Annotated in this window: 19 protein-coding genes, 1 tRNA gene and 2 pseudogenes; 15 read left to right on the top strand and 7 right to left on the bottom strand. The window is 71.4% G+C overall.

What is annotated here, in order from left to right:
- The 5 genes and pseudogenes from MTF69_RS26865 to MTF69_RS26880 form a co-directional block, all read left to right on the top strand.
- Positions 1-1,027, top strand: a 1,027-nt coding sequence (locus tag MTF69_RS26865) for a transposase (RefSeq protein ID WP_243338631.1), incomplete at its 5' end; no start/stop codon positions are given.
- Between the two features lie 539 nt (positions 1,028-1,566).
- Positions 1,567-2,229, top strand: a complete 663-nt coding sequence (locus MTF69_RS26870; RefSeq protein ID WP_243338633.1) for a hypothetical protein — start codon at positions 1,567-1,569, stop codon at positions 2,227-2,229.
- A gap of 20 nt (positions 2,230-2,249) precedes the next feature.
- Complete coding sequence (locus MTF69_RS26875) at positions 2,250-3,224, top strand: TRM11 family methyltransferase (protein ID WP_243338635.1); 975 nt, start codon at positions 2,250-2,252, stop codon at positions 3,222-3,224.
- Positions 3,211-3,777, top strand: a pseudogene (locus tag MTF69_RS43800) (DNA cytosine methyltransferase); the annotation flags it as partial. The gene MTF69_RS26875 and the pseudogene MTF69_RS43800, both read left to right, overlap by 14 nt.
- Before the next feature lie 28 nt (positions 3,778-3,805).
- A complete protein-coding gene (locus MTF69_RS26880; RefSeq protein ID WP_243338638.1) occupies positions 3,806-4,330 on the top strand; it encodes a DNA (cytosine-5-)-methyltransferase in 525 nt (174 codons plus the stop codon).
- Positions 4,331-5,111: 781 nt separating this feature from the next.
- Here the strand turns inward: MTF69_RS26880 and MTF69_RS26885 are convergent.
- A complete protein-coding gene (locus tag MTF69_RS26885; RefSeq protein ID WP_243338639.1) occupies positions 5,112-6,629 on the bottom strand; it encodes a recombinase family protein in 1,518 nt (505 codons plus the stop codon).
- 39 nt (positions 6,630-6,668) lie between these two features.
- On the opposite strand from MTF69_RS26885, the pseudogene MTF69_RS26890 reads away from it, so the two are divergent.
- The 5 genes and pseudogenes from MTF69_RS26890 to MTF69_RS26910 form a co-directional block, all read left to right on the top strand.
- Positions 6,669-6,884, top strand: a pseudogene (locus tag MTF69_RS26890) (peptide-methionine (R)-S-oxide reductase); the annotation flags it as partial.
- Between the two features lie 329 nt (positions 6,885-7,213).
- A complete protein-coding gene (locus tag MTF69_RS26895; protein ID WP_243338641.1) occupies positions 7,214-9,511 on the top strand; it encodes a sensor histidine kinase in 2,298 nt (765 codons plus the stop codon).
- Complete coding sequence (locus tag MTF69_RS26900) at positions 9,508-9,927, top strand: roadblock/LC7 domain-containing protein (protein WP_243338643.1); 420 nt, start codon at positions 9,508-9,510, stop codon at positions 9,925-9,927. The genes MTF69_RS26895 and MTF69_RS26900 overlap by 4 nt, the downstream gene beginning before the upstream one ends.
- Positions 9,927-10,295: a DUF742 domain-containing protein gene (locus MTF69_RS26905; RefSeq protein WP_243338644.1), complete on the top strand. Its 369-nt coding sequence runs from the start codon at positions 9,927-9,929 to the stop codon at positions 10,293-10,295. Before MTF69_RS26900 ends, MTF69_RS26905 begins: the two co-directional genes overlap by 1 nt.
- 16 nt (positions 10,296-10,311) lie before the next feature.
- Positions 10,312-10,893, top strand: a complete 582-nt coding sequence (locus tag MTF69_RS26910; RefSeq protein WP_243338645.1) for an ATP/GTP-binding protein — start codon at positions 10,312-10,314, stop codon at positions 10,891-10,893.
- Here the strand turns inward: MTF69_RS26910 and MTF69_RS26915 are convergent.
- Positions 10,862-11,170 carry a hypothetical protein gene (locus MTF69_RS26915; protein ID WP_243338647.1) on the bottom strand — a complete coding sequence of 103 codons (309 nt, stop codon included), beginning with the start codon at positions 11,168-11,170 and terminating at the stop codon, positions 10,862-10,864. The two genes, MTF69_RS26910 and MTF69_RS26915, sit on opposite strands and share 32 nt — an antisense overlap.
- Before the next feature lie 369 nt (positions 11,171-11,539).
- Between MTF69_RS26915 and MTF69_RS26920 the strand changes: the two genes are divergently transcribed.
- Positions 11,540-13,603, top strand: a complete 2,064-nt coding sequence (locus MTF69_RS26920) for a phosphocholine-specific phospholipase C (RefSeq protein WP_243338648.1) — start codon at positions 11,540-11,542, stop codon at positions 13,601-13,603.
- On the opposite strand, the gene MTF69_RS26925 is transcribed toward MTF69_RS26920, so the two are convergent.
- A complete protein-coding gene (locus MTF69_RS26925; protein ID WP_243338650.1) occupies positions 13,590-14,366 on the bottom strand; it encodes a hypothetical protein in 777 nt (258 codons plus the stop codon). The genes MTF69_RS26920 and MTF69_RS26925 overlap by 14 nt on opposite strands.
- A gap of 73 nt (positions 14,367-14,439) precedes the next feature.
- Between MTF69_RS26925 and MTF69_RS26930 the strand changes: the two genes are divergently transcribed.
- Positions 14,440-15,195: an alpha/beta fold hydrolase gene (locus MTF69_RS26930; protein WP_243338651.1), complete on the top strand. Its 756-nt coding sequence runs from the start codon at positions 14,440-14,442 to the stop codon at positions 15,193-15,195.
- A 21-nt stretch (positions 15,196-15,216) separates the two neighbouring features.
- Here the strand turns inward: MTF69_RS26930 and MTF69_RS26935 are convergent, their stop codons facing one another.
- Together MTF69_RS26935 and MTF69_RS26940 are read right to left on the bottom strand one after the other, a co-directional pair.
- The gene (locus MTF69_RS26935) at positions 15,217-16,341 is read right to left on the bottom strand and encodes an esterase family protein (RefSeq protein WP_243338653.1); all 1,125 of its coding nucleotides are present in this window, start codon (positions 16,339-16,341) and stop codon (positions 15,217-15,219) included.
- A gap of 124 nt (positions 16,342-16,465) precedes the next feature.
- Positions 16,466-16,538: transfer RNA gene (locus MTF69_RS26940), tRNA-His, on the bottom strand.
- 196 nt (positions 16,539-16,734) lie between these two features.
- Here MTF69_RS26940 and MTF69_RS26945 point away from each other — a divergent pair.
- Together MTF69_RS26945 and MTF69_RS26950 are read left to right on the top strand one after the other, a co-directional pair.
- A complete protein-coding gene (locus MTF69_RS26945; protein ID WP_243338655.1) occupies positions 16,735-17,892 on the top strand; it encodes a heparan-alpha-glucosaminide N-acetyltransferase domain-containing protein in 1,158 nt (385 codons plus the stop codon).
- Positions 17,893-18,189: 297 nt separating this feature from the next.
- Positions 18,190-19,311: an aminopeptidase P family protein gene (locus MTF69_RS26950; RefSeq protein WP_243338656.1), complete on the top strand. Its 1,122-nt coding sequence runs from the start codon at positions 18,190-18,192 to the stop codon at positions 19,309-19,311.
- 43 nt (positions 19,312-19,354) lie between these two features.
- On the opposite strand, the gene MTF69_RS26955 is transcribed toward MTF69_RS26950, so the two are convergent.
- A complete protein-coding gene (locus MTF69_RS26955; RefSeq protein ID WP_243338665.1) occupies positions 19,355-20,134 on the bottom strand; it encodes a class I SAM-dependent methyltransferase in 780 nt (259 codons plus the stop codon).
- Positions 20,135-20,185: 51 nt separating this feature from the next.
- Positions 20,186-22,033, bottom strand: a complete 1,848-nt coding sequence (treZ, locus tag MTF69_RS26960) for a malto-oligosyltrehalose trehalohydrolase (protein ID WP_243338666.1) — start codon at positions 22,031-22,033, stop codon at positions 20,186-20,188.
- Between the two features lie 112 nt (positions 22,034-22,145).
- Between treZ and MTF69_RS26965 the strand changes: the two genes are divergently transcribed.
- The gene (locus tag MTF69_RS26965; protein ID WP_243338669.1) at positions 22,146-22,709 is read left to right on the top strand and encodes a DUF1707 and FHA domain-containing protein; all 564 of its coding nucleotides are present in this window, start codon (positions 22,146-22,148) and stop codon (positions 22,707-22,709) included.
- The last annotated feature ends 48 nt before the right edge of the window (positions 22,710-22,757 follow it).

Consider the following 22,757-nt stretch of genomic DNA (forward strand, 5'->3'; position numbering starts at 1 on the left):
GCTGCATCTGCTGCGGCCGGACATGCTGGTCCTGTGGGACAAGGGCTTCGACGGCAACAGCTTCCTCGCCGCCGTGAACGCGACTGGCGCCCAAGTGCTGGGACGGCTCCGCGCCAACCGCCGCACCCCGGTCCTGGCGCGTCTTGGCGACGGCTCCTACCTGTCGGTGATCGGCACCGAGAAAGTCCGTGTCATCGACGCGACCATCACCGTGACCTGCGCGGACGGCACCCTCTTCGCCGGCTCCTACCGGCTGGCCACCACCCTGACCGATGCCCGCCGCTACCCAGCGGCCGCGCTCACGGCCCTCTATCACCAGCGATGGGAACACGAATCGGCGTATTACGCGCTCCGCCACACGATCATGAACGGGCGTGTCCTGCGCTCGGAAGACCCGGCCGGCGTCAGGCAGGAGATGTGGGCTCTTCTCGCCCTCTACCAGGCCCTACGCATCATGATGGTCGAGGCTGCGGAGTCACTCCCGGGCACCGATCCGGACCGCTGCTGCTTCACCGTCGCCCTCCAGACCGCCCGCGACCAGGTCGTCCAGGCCGCCGCTGTCATCACCGACCCCGCCGACGCCAATCGCCTCGGACTGATCGGGCACCGGATCCTGGCCCGTCTCCTCCCGCCCCGACGCCAGCGGGTCAGTACCCGCAAGGTCAAGTCACCGATGTCCCGTTACAGCACCCGCCACGACGACGGCAGGCCCGACACCAGCCGCAACATCACCGGACTCGACATCAACATCCTCGAGCCTCCGGAATCCCGCCCCCAGCTCCCCGCCGCCTCCCGCGACGACCGGCAAACCGCCCCCACCGACCGCCGCCGTCACCGGATCCTGACCCTGCTCGAAAAGGACCCCACCCGCCTCTGGCGCCCCCGCGACATCGCCTCCCACTTCGGCGACATCACCATGGAAACCATGTATCGACAGCTCTCCAGATGGGCCGCCGACGGCCTCATCCACAAACTCGGCCCCGGCCTCTACGCCGCCACAGCATGGACCCCAACACCCCTTGCGTGACCTGCGAAAACGTTAACTACCCGGCCTTGGGTCAAGGCCCCTCCACCTGTCTGTAAGCACTTCCGTGGGGACCACGGTTCCGAGGAGTTTTGGTACCACTCTCGAACCGGTGGCCGACCAGTCACCCTCGCCCCTGGCGGCCTCTTCTCGCAGGTTGCGCCTGTGCATCAACCCATCACCAGCCCGGCGGTCGAACGGGCGTCGGAGCCAAAAGAACTCGGAACTCTGGTACCAGCGAACGTTGCTACAAACAGCTACACCCAAAGAATTTTCCGTCCGAGTCTTCCGCCCACCGCGCAGCTGGCGGGAGTGGCTCGGCAGTGGCTCCCATGTGGCTCGACCCTGGGCCGCAGACAGGCTGACCTGCGAAAAGGAACGGGATCGCCCGAGGATCCCCCGGGTGGGCAGTCTGCCCCCATTTCGACCACGTCCGAATCGAACGCCTTCAGCGGCGATGGCAATCCGGCCCGGCCGCGTCCCTATACCTCACGTCAGCACCAGACGGACCGTCATCCCAGAAGCCCGGGCCCCACCCACAGATGCCCAACACCTCGCCTCGACGTCGAGCTACCGCTCCCACTCCCCGCACTCGCCCGCTGCCCACCACCATCTGGCTTCCCGCCCCCAACGAGCCCGACGCCGCCCCTGCCCCCGGCAGCGTGCTGCCCGACTGGGCGATCGAGACCATCCGCGCCCAATACACCCGCCGCCCCGGCCGCACGTCCGCAGCCCTGCTGAAGATCTCCTTCCAGGACGCTGCCCCCGGCATGGACGCCCGTGCCCGCTGCACGACCTACACCGATGCCGGCGGTACCACCGGCACGGCCCGGGTCCTGCTCGCCGAACTCCACCCCGACACCCTCCCCGCACTCCACGGTGACCTCCCGGTCGCCGGAAGCGACATGCCCGGAGCCATGGAGGACGGCTGGCCCGGCTTCTTCCACCGCGCCCACCGCATCCTTCCCCCCGACGGACTCCTCCTCCTGGCCACCCGTCAGCGCCGCGACACCGGAATCCTCACCGACCCGCTCGGCTCGCTCATCGCCTGCGCGCGCACCGCCGGCTTCCGCTACCTGCAGCACATCGTCATCGCCCACGCCCACCCCGCCGGCAACCACCTGGTGCCCGCCCCGCCCACCGACGCTAGCCCCGGCGTCGCGCACAGCGACCTGATCGTCCTGTCCGCGATCCACCACGCCTGACCGCCGCGAGGAGACCGCCCATGCCTGCTCCCATCTCGGTGTGGAACACCGCCCCCACCTCCGCCCCCGCTCAGCGCAGGGGCCGCTACGTACCCGGCTCCGCCGCCCACCCCGCCAAAATGCTCCCCTGCATCGCCGCTCACGCGATCCGCACCTACACCAGGCCCGGCGACCTGGTCCTCGACCCGATGTGCGGCATCGGCACCACCCTCGTCGAAGCCATCCACCTGAACCGCAGCGCCCTCGGCGTCGAGTACGAACCCAAGTGGGCCAACCTCGCCCGCCTCAACGCCGCCTCCGCCGCCCACGAAGGCGGAACCGGCTCCGGCGCCGTCCACTGCGGAGATGCCCGCAAGCTCACCGAGCTCATCCCCGCAGCCCTGCACGGCACCGTGGACCTCGTGGTCACCTCGCCCCCGTACGGGCCCAGCGTCCACGGACAGGTCCGCTCCACCCGTGAGACAGGCGAAGCCGGGGTGGTCAAGAAGGACTACCGCTACAGCCACGACCCCGCCAACCTCGCCCACGTCACCACCGGCCAGCTCCTTACCGCCTTCACCGAGATCCTCGCCCAGTGCCGGATCATGCTGCGTCCCGGCGGTACGGCCGTCGTCACCACCCGCCCCTGGCGCGAGCGCGGCGAACTCATCGACCTGCCCTCCGCGGTCCTCGCCGCCGGTCGGGCCGCAGGGCTCATCCCCACCGAGCGGTGCGTCGCACTCCTCGCCGGTATCCGCGACAGCCAGCTCATCTCCCGCCCCTCGTTCTTCCAGATGAAGAACGTCCGAGACGCCCGCCGCCAGGGCATCCCTCTCTCGGTCGTCCAGCACGAGGACGTACTCGTCTTCACCCGGCCCGACACCTGGACGGACGGCGGACGCACCACCAGAAGCTGCACCGCCGTTTGCACGCTTCGGGCCGCACGCAAATCGGCAGGCGGCAACGCCTTCCGCTCCCGTACCTGCACGGCCGGACATCGCCATGGCCGCGGCTGAGGTGCGGATCGGATCACTCTGCTCCGGCGTCGGCGGCCTGGACCTGGGCGTCCAGGCCGCCCTCGGCGGCGACATCGCCTGGCACGCCGAGACCGATCCCCGCGCGGCCCGCGTACTCGCCCGGCACTGGCCCCATGTCCCCAACCTCGGCGACCTACGGGCCATTGACTGGCGCCAGGCCGAGCCCGTCTGCATCGTCACGGCCGGATTTCCCTGCCAGGACCTGTCAGTCGCCGGCCCCCGCACCGGACTCGCGCCCGGCACCCGCTCCGGCCTGTGGCGGCACATCATTCAAGCCATCGACGCCCTCAACCCCTGCCTGGTGGTGATCGAGAATGTCCGCGGCCTGCTCTCCACCCCTGCCGGGGCTCAGGTTTCTCGCCCGATGGAACTCGGGGAGACGCATCTGGGAGGCATGCCCGGGCAACTCCGCATGCGTGCCCTGGGCGTGCTACTCGGCGACCTGGCCGACTGCGGGTATGACGCGGCTTGGCGCTGCCTACGCGCTTCAGAGAGCGGAGCCCCGCACCGGCGGGAGAGAGTCTTCCTCGTGGCCTGGCCAGCCCAACCTGCCGTACAGCATGGCGCTGTTGAAGACACCCACGTCGAACCTGGGCAGCAACGGCGGTTCCCAGCACCCCGACAAGCGCAAGGCCGGAGGCCACGGCCCCACCCTGGCCGACGAGATCGAGCTTCTCCCTACGCCGAGAGCCAGCGACGGCTCCAAGGGGTCTCCGAACCAGCGGTACGGCAACGGAAGCCTCACCCTGGCCTCCACCGCGGCCACGCTCGCTGTTCCCAGCACACCAACTGGGGGCCGCTTCGAGCCAGCAATCCGCCGCTGGGAGCGAGCCACCCGGCCCGCCCCCGCACCCGTCGACGAACGTCGACGCCTCGCTCCCGCCTTCGTCGAATGGATGATGGGACTTCCTGAGGGTCACGTGACTGACGTGCCGGGGCTCTCTCGCGGCGCCCAACTCCACCTGCTTGGTAACGGCGTCGTCCCTCAGCAAGCCACATGTGCCCTGGGGATCCTCCTCCCCGACGGCATCTCGGCTCACCACCACGCGAGGCAGCACGGCACAGGAGCGGGAGGACAGCCGTGAGCGCCTCTCCGCTGTCCAGCAGTGGCGGGCGAGGTCGCGACTCTGGCAAGTCAGCCACGCCGAAGAATCCGTGGTCCCCCGTGGGCACGTCATCCTCCCGCCGTCTCACTGGACGGACCGGCAAGGGCAAGTCCGGACGGCTACAGCCCGATTATTCGGCTCAGAGAATGCAGGGTTGGGTACCCCATGAGTAGTGCCGAGTGCGGGGGTGGTACGGCTGCCCTGGTGGGGCGATTCCACATGGGCGTCGTACAGGGACGAAAGCAGACCTATGTCGAACACTGGCGGGTTACTACTCAAAGTCCGCTAATCGCCCACATGGTCTCTGAGCTTCTTGGTGGGCAGCCGGAGGCCGACCCTCCCAGTAACGGCCATCTCCAGGTGATTACTGAAGCAACCGCCGTCGATATTACGGTCGGTGGGCCCCAGGAGATTACTGCGGAAATGCGCCTGCCCGGTGTTAGGGTCCAATTTCCAGTTGGGCGAGCCGACGTTCTACCATCAATCGCAGCTCTCAGGGCTCAGGCTGTAGTCGTACGAGGGCCGTATCCATGCGTATCGCTGAACTTCCGCCTGGCCGCCTGTCCGGCGTTGGGTGTGTTTCGGTTCGTGTCAACGTCCTGGGAATTTGTGGAATCAATTAACGAATTGATGGGCTGCTTGCGAGACGCCGGCGGGTGTGTCAGCGCCTCGCTACGGCTGCCGCAAAATTCTGCCAGGTCGACGCGGTCCGGGGATCCCGGGTCGCCCGGGATCCCCGTCGTGCCAGCGATGACCGGAATTACAAGGTGCCCTCCAGAGAAGCGTCTGGAGCAACCGAGGTATCGGTATGGCGCCCCAGGGTAAAGGACAAGCGGGCGCAGATATCGCGCTTCCCGCGTCCAGAGGGCTTCACCTTGATATGGCAGCCAGCATCCACGAGCATGCGTCGCTGCTCGATGAGGTCGCCGGCGTTCCATTCCTGCGCGTATGTTCGCCCCGTCTCCACCCATGTGCTGGCGGGTGCCCGGTAGGGGAGTGCGTTCAACCGGTCCAATTTGGCTGACAGTGCTTTGTGGCGGCGCTCGAATCGGTGTGCACCTGTTTCCCCTTCAAACAGGCCGCGCTCGTACCGGTCCGTTTCAAGCCGATCCAGGGCTTGTTCCAGCTCTTCGATCTCCGGGCGGTGATCTTCGCCCTCTTCAATGACTTCGATCTTGACGGGCCAGCTACCGACTCTCGATAGAAACTCGTTCTTGGCGTACTCGTCTACGGCATCGGCAGATACTGATGTGGGCCTTTCGCAGCGTCGTCCGCGCATCCGTGAGCGGCAAACGTATGTCCGCCTGTCGGGGCGCCCACGCTCAGTCGCCCACCCTTGGTACATGCGCTCTTGGCAAGATCCACAGAAGACCACGCCGAGGAGTGGATGAGCCGATGCCGCGCGGCGCCGGTCGGGAAGCCGACGCCGTTGGAATTCTCGTTCCAGAGCCTGCCAGGTGGCCCCGTCCACGAGTTCAGGTCCGCGTAGCACGACGTTCGCCTCGTCGTCACGGACGACGTCCCCCTTGAACTCGACCCGGCCGCGGATTCGCTCCGATTGGATGATCGAGGCGATGCTGTTGCTGCTCCACACTACCTTGGGGTCGACGGGACGGCCGGCGTTGATGTTCCGTTGATTCGTCGGGGAAGGTGTGGAGCGCTCGTTCAGGATGGCTGCGATGGAGACGTATGACTCACGTGCGATCACACGCCTGGCGATCTCTCGCACGATCTCTGCGGCGTCGGGATCTTCTGCGAGCCGAATGCCCTTGCCGTTTGGAATGGCGTCGGCGCGGTAGCCGTACGGAGCGAGCCCCCCACCCCACCGGCCATTCTTGCGAAGGTAGTCATGTGACCCTGTGACGCGTTCGCGAATGGCTTCGGCTTCCATCTCGGCGAAGGCGGACACGATGTAGGCGATCACCCGGCCGATGGGGGAGCGGATGTCAATCGTCTCGCTTGCCGAGATCAAGTTCTTGTCGCGCGCCTGACACCACTTGATCATCTCGGCGAAGTCCGAGACTCTTCGTACAAATCTGTCGAGCCGCCAGAACATGAGGGCGTCCCACTCCTCCGAGCGGGCGAGCCACTTGGACAGCTCTGGGCGTTCCCAGGGCGACTTCTGCGACGCGGATACGTCGATGTCCTCAGCCCACCCAATGATTGCGGCACCTCGTGCGGCAGCCGCGCTTGTGATGCTTGCTCGTTGACGTTCGGGCGATGTTGTTGCGTCTGTCTTGTCGGAGAGGCGGATGACGCCGATTACGCGCTCGCTCATGTCACCATCCCTATGCATTAGTGTGCATCCACAAACTAAGGATGGCCGTCCTTCTACGACCCGAAGGCCTCCGACGCGGTCGAACTGAAGGCGGACGTCGCCCACGGCATGGTCCGCACCGAGGTCCTGTGCGCGAAGTGCGGCTCCCACCTGGGCCACGTCTTCGAGGGCGAGGGCTACCCGACCCCCACGGACCAGCGCTACTGCATCAACAGCATCTCCCTGCGCCTGACGCCGGCCTCCGACGAGAGCTGACCTTCGGGACCCGGGCGGGCCTTTTGACCACATGCTGGCCGGAGGGCCCGCCTTTGTGTCGGGGGCGTCGCGGTTGGGTCCCGATCAGGTCTCTCACCTGCGACGATCCGTCCGCCTTTAGCGCGCTTTGGGAGCGGAAGACACCTATATGTTTTCTCGTGGTGGCTGGTTATGATCGGCCCCTCGCATCCCGCCGCAGCAGGACTGGTCGTGCCCGGTCCGGCCGTCCGGCCGTCCGGCTGCCCCCGCTGCCCCGTTCCCGAGGTCCGATGTCTCCCATAGAACCCGCAGGTGTACGAGGGCAGTCGACGGCCCGCCGACGGCGCAGGGTGCGCCTGCGCACCCTGCTCATCTGGCTGGCAGTGCTGCCCACCGTGGCGATGGGCGCCCAAGTGGCGGTGACCGCCGACCGGTTGCTGACGCAGTCGGAGCATCTGCGGGCCGATGTCGCGGACGCCGAGCGGATCGGCGCACCGCTGTACACGCTCATGGTCGACATGCAGGCCGAGCGGACGAAGACTGCCGCGCTGTGGGCGGGCACCGCCGGGGCCGAGGAGGAGCTGCGGATCCGGCGGGAGGCCACGGACGCGGCTGCCGCCGAATTCCGTCGGGTGCCGGCCGGTACGGACGGGTCCTTCGGGGAAGTGAACCGGCGGCTCGACGGCCTGGCCGCGTACCGCCAGCGCGCGGATGCCCGTACCGGCGGCGCCGACGGCACGCTCACCTATTACAACGGGGTGATCGGCGCGGTCATCCAGGCATACCAGACGGGGTTCAGCCACGCGGACGATGCCGAGATCGTCCAGGCGAGCCGGCCCGTGGTGTCCATGCTGACGGCCACCGAGATGTTGGCGCGCGAGGACACGATCCTGTCCCTGGCCGGGCCGTCCAGGCAGCTGAACTCCGCCGGCTTCGAGCAGTTCACCAGTGCCGTGGGAGCCCACCGACACCTGTACGACACATGGGTTCTGCCGTATCTGCCCGGCGACGACCGGCGGTTCTACGAGAGGATCGTCGCCTCCTCGGACTGGCAGGCGAAGGTCCGCATCGAGAACGCGGTCATCTCCCAGCACACGGACGTCGAATCCGGCATCAAGCTGCCCGCCGAGATCGGCGGCTGGCGGTCCGCGTACGAGAACTTCTCCGTGCAGATGGCCACGCTCAACGTCGACCGGGCGCGGCAGGTGCTCACGCGCGGCGAGGACAAGGCCGCGGAGCTGGAGACCGAGGTCGCCTGGCTCATAGGGGGAAGCGGAGGCGGGCTGCTGATCGTCGTGTTCGTCGTCGTGTTCACCACGCGATCGGTGCTGCGCCGTCTGCACGACCTGCACGAACGCACGGTGACCGTCGCCGAGGAAACCCTCCCCGACGTCGTCGCCCGGCTCCAGCGCGGGCAGTCCGTAGACGTCGAGGTCCTGCCGACGGTGCGCGGCGACGGGGACGAAGTCGGGCGCATCAGCGACGCGTTCGCCCGGGCCGTCGCGGTATCCGTCGACGGGCACAGGCAGCTCGCCGACGAGCGCCACGGGTTCGGTCTGTTCGCCACGGGCATCGCCTCGCGCACCGGAAACCTGGTCAGCCGCCAGCTGAGCCTCACCGAGGAGCTCCAGGACACCTTCGGCCACGACGAAGCGCTGCTGGCGCAGTTGATGCGGGCCGACCAGCTGACGGTGGGCATGCGACGGCAGATCGAGAACCTCCTCATCCTGGCGGGCGGCGAGGTCCCCGACCCGCACACCGAGCCCATGCGCATCGCCGACGTGCTGCGCGAAGCCGCCGCGGAGGTCGAGGACTTCCGGCGCATCGAGCGGCAGGCCCTGGACGAGACCAGCGTGGAGCCGCGCGCGATCAGCCAGATCAGCCACCTGCTCGCGGAGTTGCTGGACAACGCCACCCGGTTCTCCCCGCCGCGCTCGAAGGTGGTCATCCGCGCCGAACTGGTCGCGGACGGGCTGTCGGTCGAGATCGAGGACCGTGGGCCGCGGGTGACCCCCGAGCGGTACGAGGAGATGAACGGACGCCTGCACCAGGCCCCGCCGTACTCCGTTCTGGCACAGAACGCGCACCGGCTCGGGCTCTTCGTGGTCGGCCACCTCGCCGACCAACTCCGGGCGACCGTCACCCTGCGCCGCTCGGTGTACGGAGGGACATCCGCCGTGGTGATCCTCCCCGGGGAACTGCTGGTGGCGACCGTGGCGCAAGCACCACGCGAGGCTGCGTCCGTGCCTGCGGCCGAGCCCGCGCCTGTGCCCGCGCCTGTGCCCGCGGCTACGCCTGCGGCTCTGGAGCCGTCCGCCGCCGTCCCGGCGCCGCGCCTTACCGAGGAACAGGTGCCCGAGGAACGGGTGCCCGAGCCGGTCCTGCACACGGCCGCCGGGCTGCCGAGCCGCCGTACGAAGGCGCCCGTGCCCGAGGTCCGGCCGGCCCCGGCGGACGCCCCCGCGCGGCCCGTACTCCCCGAACGGGTCCCGCAGACCCACATCGCCGAGCAACTACGCGCGCCCCGTGCGCCGGAAACAGCCGTCCGGCCGGACACGGCGACACCCGAAGAGGTTGCCGACGCCTGGGCGGACTACGAACACGGGACCCAGACAGTGGAAGAAGAGCTCCGACGGGATCAGCCATGACTGCTTCATCAACCACAGCGACATCCAACAACGCCATCTACAGCGTCCTGGACAACAACCTGAGCAGGATCGCCGGCATTCAGGGAGCGGTGCTCCTGTCCAACGACGGCATCAAGCTCAGCGCCTACCTGCTGGACGAGGCCCAGGCCGACCGCATGGCGGCCGCCGCGTCCGGCATCGCGGCCACGATGAAGGCGATATCGCGGGAGGTCGACGGCGGCCGCGTCATTCGCCAGTTGGTCGAGATGGACGACAGGTACCTCTGCATCGTCGGCTGCGGCGAGGGCAGCACCCTCATCGTGGTGACCTCCCGCAAGGCGCGGCTCGGGGAGCTGGGCGGCGAGGCCGTGCGGACCGCCCAGGCGCTCGGCGAGTGGCTGGGCACCCCCGAGCGGGGCCAGGTGCCGACCGCGTAATGCCGCAGGACGAGCCCCAGCCCGCAAGACGCCGCCGGACGCGGCTGTACGCCCTCACCGACGGACGTACGGCCGCTGCGCACACCGTCCTCACCATGGACACCACGATCACGGCGGCGGTGGCCGCGGACGCCCACGCCGGGCTGCCCACCGAGTGGCAGGAGATCCTCGCCATGTGCGCGGCGCCGGGCGGTCGCGCGGTCGCCGAGGTGGCGGCGCGGATGCACATGCGCCTCACCCCGATGACGCTGCTCCTCGGCGAACTCGCCGACCGCGGGCTGATCCACCACCGGCCACCCCTGGCGGCAGCCGAGACCACCGACGTCGACCTGCTCATGAGAATCAAGGACAGCCTTGCCCGGATATAGCCTCCCCGTATACGACGTGCCCGCCCCCCGGGAAGCGGCCCCGGTCAAGATCCTCGTCGCCGGTGGTTTCGGAGTCGGCAAGACCACCCTGGTGGAGACGATCTCCGAGATCGAGCCGCTGCGCACGGAGGAGCGGCTGACGGCCGCGGGTGTCGGCGTCGACGACCTCGACGGCATCGAGTCCAAGTCGGTCACCACCGTGGCCATGGACTTCGGCCGGATCACCCTCACCGACGCCGGAGTCGTCCTCTACCTGTTCGGCACGCCGGGCCAGGAACGTTTCTGGTTCATGTGGGACGACCTGCTGGCCGGGGCGCTCGGGGCGATCGTGCTGGTCGACACGCGACGTCTCGACCGCAGCTTCCCGGCCGTGGACTTCTTCGAGAGCCGCGGACTGCCGTTCGTGGTCGGCGCGAACTGCTTCCACGGCGAACAGCCGTACACCGCGGAGGAGATCGCGGCGGCCCTGCATCTGCGCGATGCGAACACGCCCGTCCTCATGCTCGACGCCCGCTCCCGTACGGACGTCCGCGCGTCTCTGCTCGCGCTCCTCGACCTGCTGATCGTCAGGGCGGGCGGGACCGCGGCGACCGTCTGAACCCGGCCGACTCGGCGGCGCCGGGCGCGGTGCGGTCCAGCGGCAGCCGGGTCAGCGCCTCCCGGTAGGCCGCCGTGCCGTGGACGAGCAGGATGCCGCGGCCGAGCCGGCGCACGGGCCGCCCGCGGGTGGCGGCGAGCAGTGCGAACAGGAGCGGGTGGGCGCGCAGGTAGACGCGCCGGTCCCGGCGGCGGGCCTTGGCGTGGGCCCGGAGCCGCTGCCGCGGCAGCGGCAGCGACTGCCGCACGGGCGCGTGCGGGCCGGGCGCATGCCGCACGGGCGCATGCCGCACGGGCGCGTGCGGGCCGGGCGGAGGCGGGCCGGGAGGGCGCGGTACGGATGGCTGATTCGGCATGTCCTCACCATGACGCGTGAGCGGGGCGCGGTCCTGAGTACGGATGCTCATCCGGCCCGCCGGGCGGGTGAGCACCAGGGACCGCAGGCGGGACCGCGGGTCCACCGCACGCCGACCGTGGCCGCGAAGGGAAGTGGTGTGTGGGGCACGAACCGTCCGACGAGGTATTCCGTTCTCCAGGTGTACGGCCCACTGTCATGAAAGCAACGCCGACCGGTACCCCGGGACCGCTGTTCTTGGGGCGCCCCTCGACACCCCCCGCACCCGTCTCACCCGCAGAGGTCGTCCTCCATGACTGAATTCAACCGGCGCCGGTTCCTGCAGATCGCCGGTGGCGCCGCCGCCATGACGATGCTGAACGAGAGCATCGCGCGGGCCGCTGCCATCTCGGCCGAGGGAAGTACCGGCACGATCCAGGACATCGAGCACATCGTGGTCCTCATGCAGGAGAACCGTTCCTTCGACCACTACTTCGGTGCGATGAAGGGGGTCCGGGGCTTCGGGGACCCGAGGCCGGTCCTCCAGGACAACGGCAAGTCCGTCTTCCACCAGTCCAACGGCACGAAGGACATCCTGCCCTTCAACCCGCAGATCAACGACCTGGGCATGCAGTTCCTGACGGGCCTGAACCACGACTGGGCGGGCGGCCAGCAGGCCTACAACAAGGGCAAGTACGACAAGTGGGTCCCGGCCAAGACGGCCACGACCATGGCGTACATGACCCGGAACGACATCCCGTTCCACTACGCGCTCGCCGACGCCTTCACGGTCTGCGACGCCTATCACTGCTCCTTCATCGGCGCCACCGACCCCAACCGCTACTACATGTGGACGGGTTACACGGGCAACGACGGAGTGGGCGGCGGCCCGGTCCTCGGCAACCAGGAAGCCGGCTACGGCTGGAAGACCTACCCCGAGCGCCTGGAGACGGCCGGAGTCTCCTGGAAGGTCTACCAGGACATCGGTGACGGCCTGAACGCCGCCGGATCCTGGGGCTGGATCAACGACGCCTTCCGCGGCAACTACGGCGACAACTCGCTGCTCTACTTCAACACCTACCGCAATGCCCAGCCCGGCAGCGCCCTGTACGAGAAGGCGCGCACCGGCACCAACGTCAAGGCGGGCGGCGGCTACTTCGACAAGCTGCGCGCGGACGTGGTGAACGGCACCCTCCCGCAGGTCTCCTGGATCGCCGCCCCCGAGGCCTTCAGCGAGCACTCCAACTGGCCGACCAACTTCGGCGCCTGGTACATCTCGCAGGTCCTGGACTCGCTGACCGCGAACCCGGCCGTGTGGGCGAAGACGGCCCTGTTCATCACCTACGACGAGAACGACGGCTTCTTCGACCACGTCGTCCCGCCGTACCCGCCCGCCTCCTCCGCCTGGGGCCTGTCCACGGCGAGCGTCACCGGCGACCTGTACACCGGCGGCGTCTCCGGCTACGCGGCCGGCCCGTACGGCCTCGGCCCCCGCGTCCCGATGATCGTGGTCTCCCCGTGGAGCAAGGGCGGCTACGTCTGCTCCGAGACCTTCGACCACACCTCGGTGATCCGCTTCATGGAGAAGCGCTTCGGCGTGCAGGAGCCCAACATCTCCCCGTGGCGCCGCGCGGTCTGCGGCGACCTGACCTCGGCCTTCGACTTCACCCGGGCCGACGCCGCGCCCGCCGCCCTGCCGTCAACGGCCGCGTACGTACCGCCGGACAAGAACCGTCACTCGTCCTACAACCCGACCCCGCCGGCCACGGGCACCCTGCCCAAGCAGGAGGCGGGCTCCAAGCCGACCCGCGCACTGGGCTACGCCCCGTACGTGGACGGCAAGGCCACGGTCTCCACGGGCAAGTTCACCCTGACCTTCTCCTCGGGTCCGACCCTCGGCGCCCACTTCCACAGCACCTCGGGCAACCGTACGGACGGCCCCTGGCCCTACACGGTCGAGGCGGGCAAGACCCTGTCGGACACCTGGAGCACGAGCGCCTCCACGGGCAACCAGATCAACCTCACGGTCTGGGGCCCGAACGGCTTCCTGCGCACCTGGAAGGGCCCGGCGAAGAAGGCCGGCCCCGAGGCCACGGCCCGCCACTCCGCGTCCACCGGCAACCTGGTGCTGTCCCTGACCAACGACGGCACGGCGGCCGTCAACCTGACCGTCACCAACGCCTACGGCGGCACTGCCCAGGTCGTGCGCGTCGCGGCGGCCGCCACCGTCGCGCACACCGTGGCCCTGGCCGGCACGGCCCGCTGGTACGACGTCACGGTCGTCTCCGACGCGGACACCACCTTCCTGCGCCGCTTCGCCGGCCACGTGGAGACGGGCGCGGCCGGAGTCTCGGACCCGGCGATCAAGACCGTCTGACGCGGTCGTCCGGCATGCGCAGCAGCCGCCGTTCCAGGACCGGGAGGTCGCGAGGACGGTGGCTGCGGGCGTGCCGGAGCAGCAGGTCCCGGGCCGTGTCCGGGACGCGGCGCCGCTTGGGGTGCCGGGTGGTGAACTCCTCGCTCGCGAAGAACCGCACGGCCGCGTCGAGCCCGCCGCGGTCGGTCTCCCGTACCGCCCACGCCAGGTCCTCCGTGGAGGCACCCACGAGCAGCCGAGGAGGGGCCAGTTCCGCCAGGAGCGAGGCCGCGTTGGTGGGGTCCTCGCGTACGGCTCCCTGCCAGGAAAAGGCGGCGGCCAACGGGATCCGTGCCGGGCGCGGCGGGTCCTCACCCCGCGCCATGGCCCCGTCGTAGCCGCGCAGCACCTCGGGCGCGGCGGCCACCCACCGGGCCCGGTGCCGGGCCGGGATGCCGTCCGGGGCGCCGGGGTCGAGCAGCCGTGCGAGCCGCCCCGGCCGGTCGGACGGTACGTGCCGGATCGCGGGATCGTCCGTGGCGTCGAACGGGTCGGGTTCGTGCTCCATGCACATGCACGTGAAGTAGTCGACCTCGGGGTCGGCTTCCGCCAACCCTCCGGAGCCCGGCTCGGGTACCCGTTCGGCGGGCAGCACGGCAAGGACCTCCGCGACCTCGGCCGGGTCGGTGATCTCGTACCGCGCCGGGTGGTACGGGTGGCCGTCCGCGCTCTTCGCGTCGCGGACCCGGATGCGTTCGACGGGGACGGAAGGTCGGGTCGTCACGGTGTGATGGTAGGCGCGGTGGGCAGAACCTACGGCGGCAATTCTTTCCGCCCCCGCCACCGAGGGAGAACGCATGGCCATCGCCCACCGCAGGATCGGTACCGGCCCCGTCCGCGTCATCGTGCTGCACGACTGGTTCGGCACGTCCGCCAACTGGGGCTCCGTACTGGACTACCTGGACCCGGGGGAGTTCTCGTACGCCTTCCTCGACTACCGGGGCTACGGCGACCGCAGGGACGTCCCCGGCCGCTACGCGCTCCCCGAGATTGCCGACGACGTCCTCGCGCTCGCCGACGAGCTCGGCTGGGACACCTTCTCCCTCCTCGGCCACAGCATGGGCGGCAAGGCCATGCAGCAGGTCCTGGTGCGCGCACCCGAGCGCGTCGAGAAGCTGATCGGCATCAACCCGGTCCCCGCCGGCCCCTACGAGATGGACGACGCCACCCACGGGCTCTTCTACGGGGCCGCCGGCAACGCGGAGAACCGCCGCGCCATCCTCGACATCGTCACCGGCCGCCGCGCGAGCCCGTACTGGCTGGAGCGGATGGTCGCGCACTCGCTCGCCGTGTCCCTGCCGGAGGCCTTCGCCGGGTACCTCGCGAGCTGGCAGCCGCTCGACCTGTCCGCCGCCGTGAAGGGCAGCACCGTCCCGGTGCTGGTCCTCGTCGGCGAGTACGACCTCGCGCTCACCGCCGACGTCATGCGGGCCACCTGGCAGGTCTCGTACCCGAACTGCCGCATCCGGCTCCTGCCCGGCGCGGGCCACTACCCGCCGCACGAGAGCCCGGTGGCCTTCGCCACCGAGGTGGAGGCCTTCCTGCGCGGGTAGGGCGGGGCCGGGTGCCGTCCCTCAGTGCGGGCTCAGACGCCCCACCAGCCACTCCAGAGCCGACGGCACCTCGCGGGCCCACGTCTCGTAGTTGTGCCCGCCGCTCGGCAGGAGGATCGAGGACACCCGTGCGGGCGCCCGTACCGCGTCGATGAACTCCAGCGTCGCCGGGTACTGGTGCTCGCCCTTGCGGCTGCTCGCCACCAGCAGGGAGACCGGTGGCTGCGGCAGGTTCCGCAGCCGCCACAGCAGGTCGTCCTCCTGCCGGCGGCCCGCGTCGCCGCCGAACAGGTCACCGGTGTCCGCGTCCCGCGTCGTCGCGTACGGGGCCGACAGCGCGGCCGCCGCCCGGTAGGCGTCCGGCGTGCGCAGGGCCAGCTTCAGCGCGCAGTAGCCGCCCACCGAATTGCCCATCACGCCCCACCCCCGGGCATCGCGGGTGAGGCCGTAGGACGAGGAGACCGCCGCCCGCAGGTCCCGGGCGAAGAAGGTCTGCGCCTGCGGCCCGCCCGGCACGTCCACGCACTGCGTGTCTCTGGGCGGCGCCACCGTCGGCGTCATCAGGATCAGCACCGCCGGCCGCATCCGCCCCGCCCGTACCGCCTCCAGCGCCAGCTGCGGATACCGCAGCCGGTCGATCAGCACCCCCGGCGTACTCGGGAACCCGCTCAGCGCCAGCACCACCGGGAACTCCGCCCGCCGCCCGGCCGACGCGTGCACGTACTGCGGCGGCAGGTACACGTACCCCTGCCCCGACAGCCCGCTGCGGGCCCCGCGCACAGTCACCACCTCGATCCGGCCGATCACCGCCGGGTCGTCGGAGCCCGCATGCCGCCAGGAGTGGGTCCCCCGCACCAGCAGCGCCCCCCGCCCCGGAGCCTGGGAGCCCGCCGATGCCGGGTCCTCGCGGCGCAGCGACAGCAGGTCGCGCCAGGAGCCGTAGAAGCCGTACGAGGAGTTCACCGCGAGCAGCAGCGCCGACCCGGTTGTGAGGGTGATCGCGAGCTGGAGCCCGGCCCGCCCCAGCACCGGCCGCACCCCCGACCCCGCGAGCCGGGGCCACAGCCACACGGTGGTCCCGAACACCGCGGCCGCCACGAGGAGGGCGAGGAGCAGCGCCGGAGCGCCCCCGATGTCCCATGTCATGCGTGTGATCCTGCCAGGGCCCGGGCAGGCGGGCCCGGCCGGCCGCGACGCGCCGCTCCCGCAGGGGAACGAAAAAACCCGTGGGGGTTACGAGGAAAACTCGTAACCCCCACGGGATCAACAGGGTGAGTGACGGGACTTGAACCCGCGGCCACCTGGACCACAACCAGGTGCTCTACCAACTGAGCTACACCCACCACGAAGGGCGGCGGACCACCCGTTCGATGTGCAAGCACAGCATAGCTGATCAGCGGGGTGCTCCCGCGACGGCTTTTCCGGCGACCCGGCCTGCGACCCGGCGACCCGGCCCTGCGACCCGCCGACCCGGCCGCCGCCCCGGCTCCGGGCGGGGGCGCAGGCAACCCCGCGGCCCGGATCCTCATCCCTACCCGTATGGGACCAAACCGACTGACCGGGCTGGACGCCGCCCGCGGCATGGCCGTCCTCGGCATGTTCGCCGTGCACGTCGGCCCGCCGCCCACGCCCGAGGGGCCCGGCTGGCTGCTCGTCGCCGCCGACGGCCGGGCACCCGCCGTCTTCACCCTCATCGCCGGGTTCTCCCTCGCGCTCGCCCGCGCCCGCTCCGCCGGACCCCCGCCCCTGCGGGCCACCTTGACCCGCTGCGCGATCCTCGCCGCGCTCGGCCTGTGCCTCGCCGCGCTCTCGCCCGGCATCCTCGTGATCCTGGCCTTCTACGCCGTCTACTTCCTGGCCGCCGAACCCTTCACCCGGCTGCGCACCCGCACCCTGACGGCCGTCGCCGGCGCCTCGGTGGTGCTGGGCCCGGTCCTCTCGTACCTCCTGGGCCCGGCCCTGGGGCTGCGCACCGGCGGGCGCGGTGCCACACCCGTCCCCGCCGACCTGGCGAGCTGGGCGGGGGCCGGGGGGATGCTGCGGGAGCTGCTGCTCTCGGGCGCGTACCCGCTGCTCACCTACTTCCCGTACATCCTGGCCGGCATGGCCCTGGGCCGCCTCGCCGACCTGCGGAGCCGGCGGTCGCTGCGGCTGCTGACCGGCTACGGGGCGGCGGCCGCCGTCGCCGGCTACGGCGCCTCCTGGCTCGCGCTGGGACCCGGGGGCCGGCGCGGGCCGCTGCTGGAGGCCGTCGCGCGGGAGCACCCCTGGGCGGCGGCGGAGCCCGACCCGGTCGCGGCCGTACTGGCGGAGCAGTTCGGTGCCGTTCCCAGCACCTCCTGGGACTGGCTGCTGGTGGCCGGCCCCTACAGCCAGACCCCGCTGGAGACCCTCGGCAACTCCGGGGTCGGGGCGGCCCTCATAGGCCTGCTCGCCCTGGCCGCCCACGGCGCGGGACGGGCGGCGACGCGGCTGCTGCGGCCGCTCGCCGCCGTCGGCGCGATGGCCCTGACGGTGTACGTGGCGCACGCGCTCGCGCTGGCGGTGTTCCTGCGGGGCTGGAGCGGGTGGGGCGTGCTGGCCGCGTTCTCGGGGGTCGCGGTGATCGCGTGCCTGGCCTGGGGTCACTTCCTGCGCGGTACGGAGCTGCGGCGGGGGCCGCTGGAGTGGGCGCTGCGGGCGGTGACCCCGGCGTGACGCGAAGCCCTGCGGGGCCTGTCCCCTACCCGCCCTTCCCCCGTTCCCCGGGGCTGCGCCCCGGACCCGATGCCGCGTGCGGCGCCGTTGCCGGGGGCCGGCCCCCGGACCCCGCGCCTCAAACGCCGGCGAGGCTGAATCTTCAGCCCGTCCGGCGTTTGAGGACCGGGTCTGGGCGGAGCCCAGGGAACGGCGGAAGGGCGGGTAGGGGACAAGACCCGCGAAGCGGGCAGGGCGGGGGCGGGGTGATCGGCGCGGCCCCCTGCCGTCCGGGGCGGGGCGCGGGAGGATCCCGTCATGGACCATGACTCCGATCCCTTCACCGCCGCCGACTACGCCGCCCGGATGGCCGCCGCCGCGCAGGCCGCCGCCGACGCGGGGCTGGCCGGCCTGCTGGTCGCCCCCGGGCCCGACCTGGCCCACCTCACCGGGTACCGGCCCGTCGACACCGAGCGGATGACCCTGCTCGTCCTCGCCGCCGGGCAGGACCCCGTCCTCGTCGTCCCCGCGCTGGAAGCCCCCGACGCGGCGAAGTCCCCCGGCGCGGGCGCGCTGACCCTGCGGGACTGGGCCGACGGGAAGAACCCGTACGCCGTGACCTCCCCGCTGCTGGACGCGGCCGGCCGCTTCGGGGTCAGCGACAACGCCTGGGCGCTGCATCTGCTGGGACTGCAGAGGGCGTTGCCGACGACCTCGTACGTCTCGCTGACCGATGCGCTGCCGATGCTGCGCGCGGTCAAGGACGCGCGCGAGCTGGCCCGGCTCGCGGCGGCCGGCGAGGCGGCGGACGCCGCGTACGCCCAGATCCTCCATGTCCCCTTCGCCGGGCGCCGGGAGAGCGACCTCGCCGCCGACCTGGCCGCGCTGCTGCGCGTGCACGGCCACTCCCAGGTGGACTTCACCGTCGTCGGCTCCGGCCCGAACGGCGCCAACCCGCACCACGAGGCCGGTGACCGGGTCATCGAGCACGGGGACATGGTGGTCCTCGACTTCGGCGGCCTCAAGCACGGCTACGGCTCCGACATCTCCCGTACCGTCCACGTCGGCGAGCCCACCGAGGAAGAGCAGCGCGTCCACGACATCGTCCGCGAGGCCCAGTTGGCGGGCGTGGCGGCGGCCCGGCCGGGGGCCGCCTGCCAGGACGTGGACCGGGCGGCCCGCGCGGTGATCACGGAGTTCGGATACGGCGAGCAGTTCATCCACCGCACGGGCCACGGCATCGGCGTCACCACGCACGAGCCGCCGTACATGGTGGAAGGGGAGGAGCAGGTCCTCGTCCCCGGCATGTGCTTCTCCGTGGAGCCGGGGATCTACCTCCCGGGGCGGTTCGGGGTCCGCATCGAGGACATCATCACGGTCACCGAGAACGGCTGCCGCAGCTTCAACAACGCCTCCCGGGAGCTGGCCGTCGTGGAGTAGGCGCGGCAGCGCGAGGCGACCTCCGCCGCCTCCTCGCCGGGGCTCAGGCCCCGGCGAGGACCAGGCGGTAGCCGTAGTCGACGCTCTCCCGCTCCAGCAGGGCGGCGTGGCGCCGCTGCCACGCCCCCGACCGCAGGTCCTCGCGCAGCCGGGCGATCGCCGGCTCCACGACGGAGGCCGGCAGGCTCGCGAAGGTGGAGCCGGCAGCCCGTACGACCGGATCGAGGTAGGACTCGGGCCGGCGCCAGAAGGCGGCCCGGAAACCGTCGGTGAAATCGTGCGGGACGGGGAAGGGCAGCACGGTGTGCGCGTCCAGCGCCCCGGTCACCACGGACAGCGGGGTGAAGGTGGCGTGCTCCCGCGCCCCGACCTCCGGCAGGTACTCCTCGAAGAGCCACAGCTCCGTCACGTGCTCCGGATCCCAGGTGAAGACGGCCTGGCGCCGGGAGACCCGCCGCAGCTCCGCCAGACCGCGCGCGGGGTCCGGCCAGTGGTGGACGGTCATCACCGCCATCGCGGCGTCGAACGCCCCGTCGGCGAAGGGCAGTTGATCCGCTCCGGCCCTGACCTTGCGGGTCCCCGGGTGCTGGTCGAGCATGACGCGGGACGGGTCCACGGCCGTCACCTCGCGATCCTGCGGCTCGTACGAACCGGCGCCCGCGCCCACGTTGACGACGGTCCGGGCGTCCCCCAGCGCCTCCGCGATCAGCGCGGCCAGCCGGGGATCGGGCCGCCGGACCTCCCGGTAGCCCACCCCGATCCGGTCGTACGTGGCGGCGTGTCCGCCCCCGGCCGCGGACGTTCCGGCAGATTCGATCTTCATGGGCCGATCCCACCAGACGGCCCCGGGCCCCCGCGACCGGGTTTACGGGCCTCAGGGGCCCAGCACCACCGCCGACTCGGCCGGTACGTGGACCCGCCCGTCGGCGTCCGGATGCTCGACGGGGAGCCAGGCGGCCAGCACCCGGACCCCGTTGCGGCCGAGCGCGACGGTGACCGGCTCCCCGGAGAGGTTCACCACCACGCGGACGTCGCCCCGGCGGAACGTCAGCCAGCGGCGCTCCTCGTCATGGGCGATCCGCACCGCCGCCAGATCGGGATCGCGCAGGTCGGAGTGGGTCCGGCGGAGCGTGATCAGGGTGCGGTACCAGTCCAGCAGGCGGGCGTGGGCCTCCCGGCCCGGCTCCGCCCAGTCGAGGCAGGAGCGGTCCCGGGTGGCCGGGTCCTGCGGGTCGGGGATCTCCTCCGCCTTCCAGCCGTGCTCCGCGAACTCCCGCCGCCGGCCCGCCCGTACGGCCTCGGCGAGCTCCTCGTCGGGATGGTCGGTGAAGTACTGCCACGGCGTGCCGGCGCCCCACTCCTCGCCCATGAACAGCATCGGCACGAACGGCCCGGTCAGCGCCACCGTCGCCGCGCACGCCAGCAGCCCGGGGGACAGGGAGGCCGAGAGCCGGTCGCCCAGCGCGCGGTTGCCGATCTGGTCGTGGGTCTGGGCGTAGCCGAGGAAGCGGTGCGCCGGGGTGCGGCCGCGGTCCACCGCGCGGCCGTGGTGGCGGCCCCGGAAGGAGGACCAGGTCCCGTCGTGGAAGAAGGCCCGGGTCATGGTCTTGGCGAGGGCCCCGAGCGGGGCTTCCGCGAAGTCCGCGTAGTACGCCTGGGACTCGCCGGTGAGCGCACAGTGCAGGGCGTGGTGGAAGTCGTCGTTCCACTGCGCGTGCAGTCCCAGGCCCCCGGCGGCGCGCGGGTTCGTGGTGCGGGGGTCACAGCGGTCCGACTCCGCGATCAGGAACAGCGGCCGTCCCGTCTCGGCGGCCAGCTCGTCCACCGCCGCGGACAGCTCCTCCAGGAAGGTCAGCGCCCGGTCGTCGGCGAGGGCGTGCACCGCGTCCAGCCGCAGCCCGTCGATCCGGTAGTCGCGCAGCCAGGCCAGCGCGCTGCCCAGGAAGTACGCGCGCACCTCGTCGGAGCCGGGCGCGTCCAGGTTCACCGCCGCGCCCCAGGGGGTGTGGTGGGTCTCGGTGAAGTACGGGCCGAAGACGGGGAGGTGGTTGCCGGAGGGGCCGAGGTGGTTGTGGACCACGTCGAGCACCACGCCGAGCCCGGCGGTGTGCGCGGCCTCCACGAACCGGATCAGCCCGGCCGGGCCCCCGTACGGCTCGTGCACCGCCCAGGGCGCGACCCCGTCGTACCCCCAGCCGTGCCGCCCGGGGAAGGAGCACACCGGCATCAGCTCGACGTGGGTGACGCCGAGGGCGGTGAGGTGGCCGAGGCGGGCGGCGGCCGAGTCGAAGGTGCCCTCGGGGGTGAAGGTGCCGACGTGCAGCTCGTACAGGACGGCGTCCTGCAGCGGCACCCGCGGGGAGGGCGCCGGCTCGGCGGGAGAGAGGGAGGCGAAGTCGACCACGGCCGAGAGCCCGTCGGGGCCCTCCGGCAGGCGCCGGCCGCGCGGATCGGGGCGTACGGGGCGGGTGTGGTCCGGGTGCTCCGCGTGCTCCGGGTGCTCCGCGTGCTGTCCGGGGTGGACCGGGTCGCGCGGATCGTCCCCGGGATGCAGGGCCTCGGGACCGCCGCCCAGCTGGAACCCGTAGTGGGATCCGTCCCGCGCCCCGGCCTCCACGACCCACCAGCCGGGGCGCTGCGGATCGCGCTCCATCGCGTACGCGGCCCCGTCGAGCCGCAGTGCTACCCGGTCTGTCAGCGGTGCCCACACCTCGAACTGCACGGACGGTCCCCTCGTCTGGCGGCGCTACCCCAACCTGCGTGTCCGGGCCATCATCCCCGGCCGGGCGCGGGAGTTCTGGACACTCTGCCCCCGACAGGCCGACAATCACCTGGTGACGTCGAGTTTCGAGTTCTCCGCCTTCCCCGCCCCGCGGCTCTCCGATGCCGAGCGCGACCGCGCCCTGGGCCAGCTCAGGGAGGGTGCCGCCGTCGGCAAGCTGTCGCACGACACCTTCCTGCGCCGCATGGAACTCGCCCTCGTCGCCCGCCGTTCCGAGGACCTCGCCGTGCTCACCGCGGACCTGGAGGGCCGGGAGGGCGCGGAGAGCCCGTGGACCCGTCGGCTGTTCGGCTGGGTGGGGCGGGTCTCGGCGGTGTCCGTGGGCGTACGGCGGGCCTGGGCCGTGGAGAAGCTGCCGACGCTGCTCCTCCCGCACCCGAGCGCCGGACCGCTGCGGATCGGCCGCGACCCGGGCAACGGGCTGCGCCTGAGCCACGAGACCGTGTCGCGGGCCCACGCGGAACTGGGCATCCGGGACGGGGTCTGGGTGGTCCGGGACCTCGGCTCCACGAACGGGACCACGGTCAACGGGCGCCGGGTGACGGGCTCGGCGGTGGTGCGGGACGGGGACCAGATCGGCTTCGGCCGGATGAGCTTCCGGCTGTCGGGCGGCTGAGGATCCGGGCGGAGGCCCGGGTGTGCGGGGCGCGGGCGGGGAGCGGTC

Source organism: Streptomyces sp. AP-93 (genome assembly GCF_022808175.1).
In the GTDB taxonomy this organism is placed as follows: domain Bacteria; phylum Actinomycetota; class Actinomycetes; order Streptomycetales; family Streptomycetaceae; genus Streptomyces.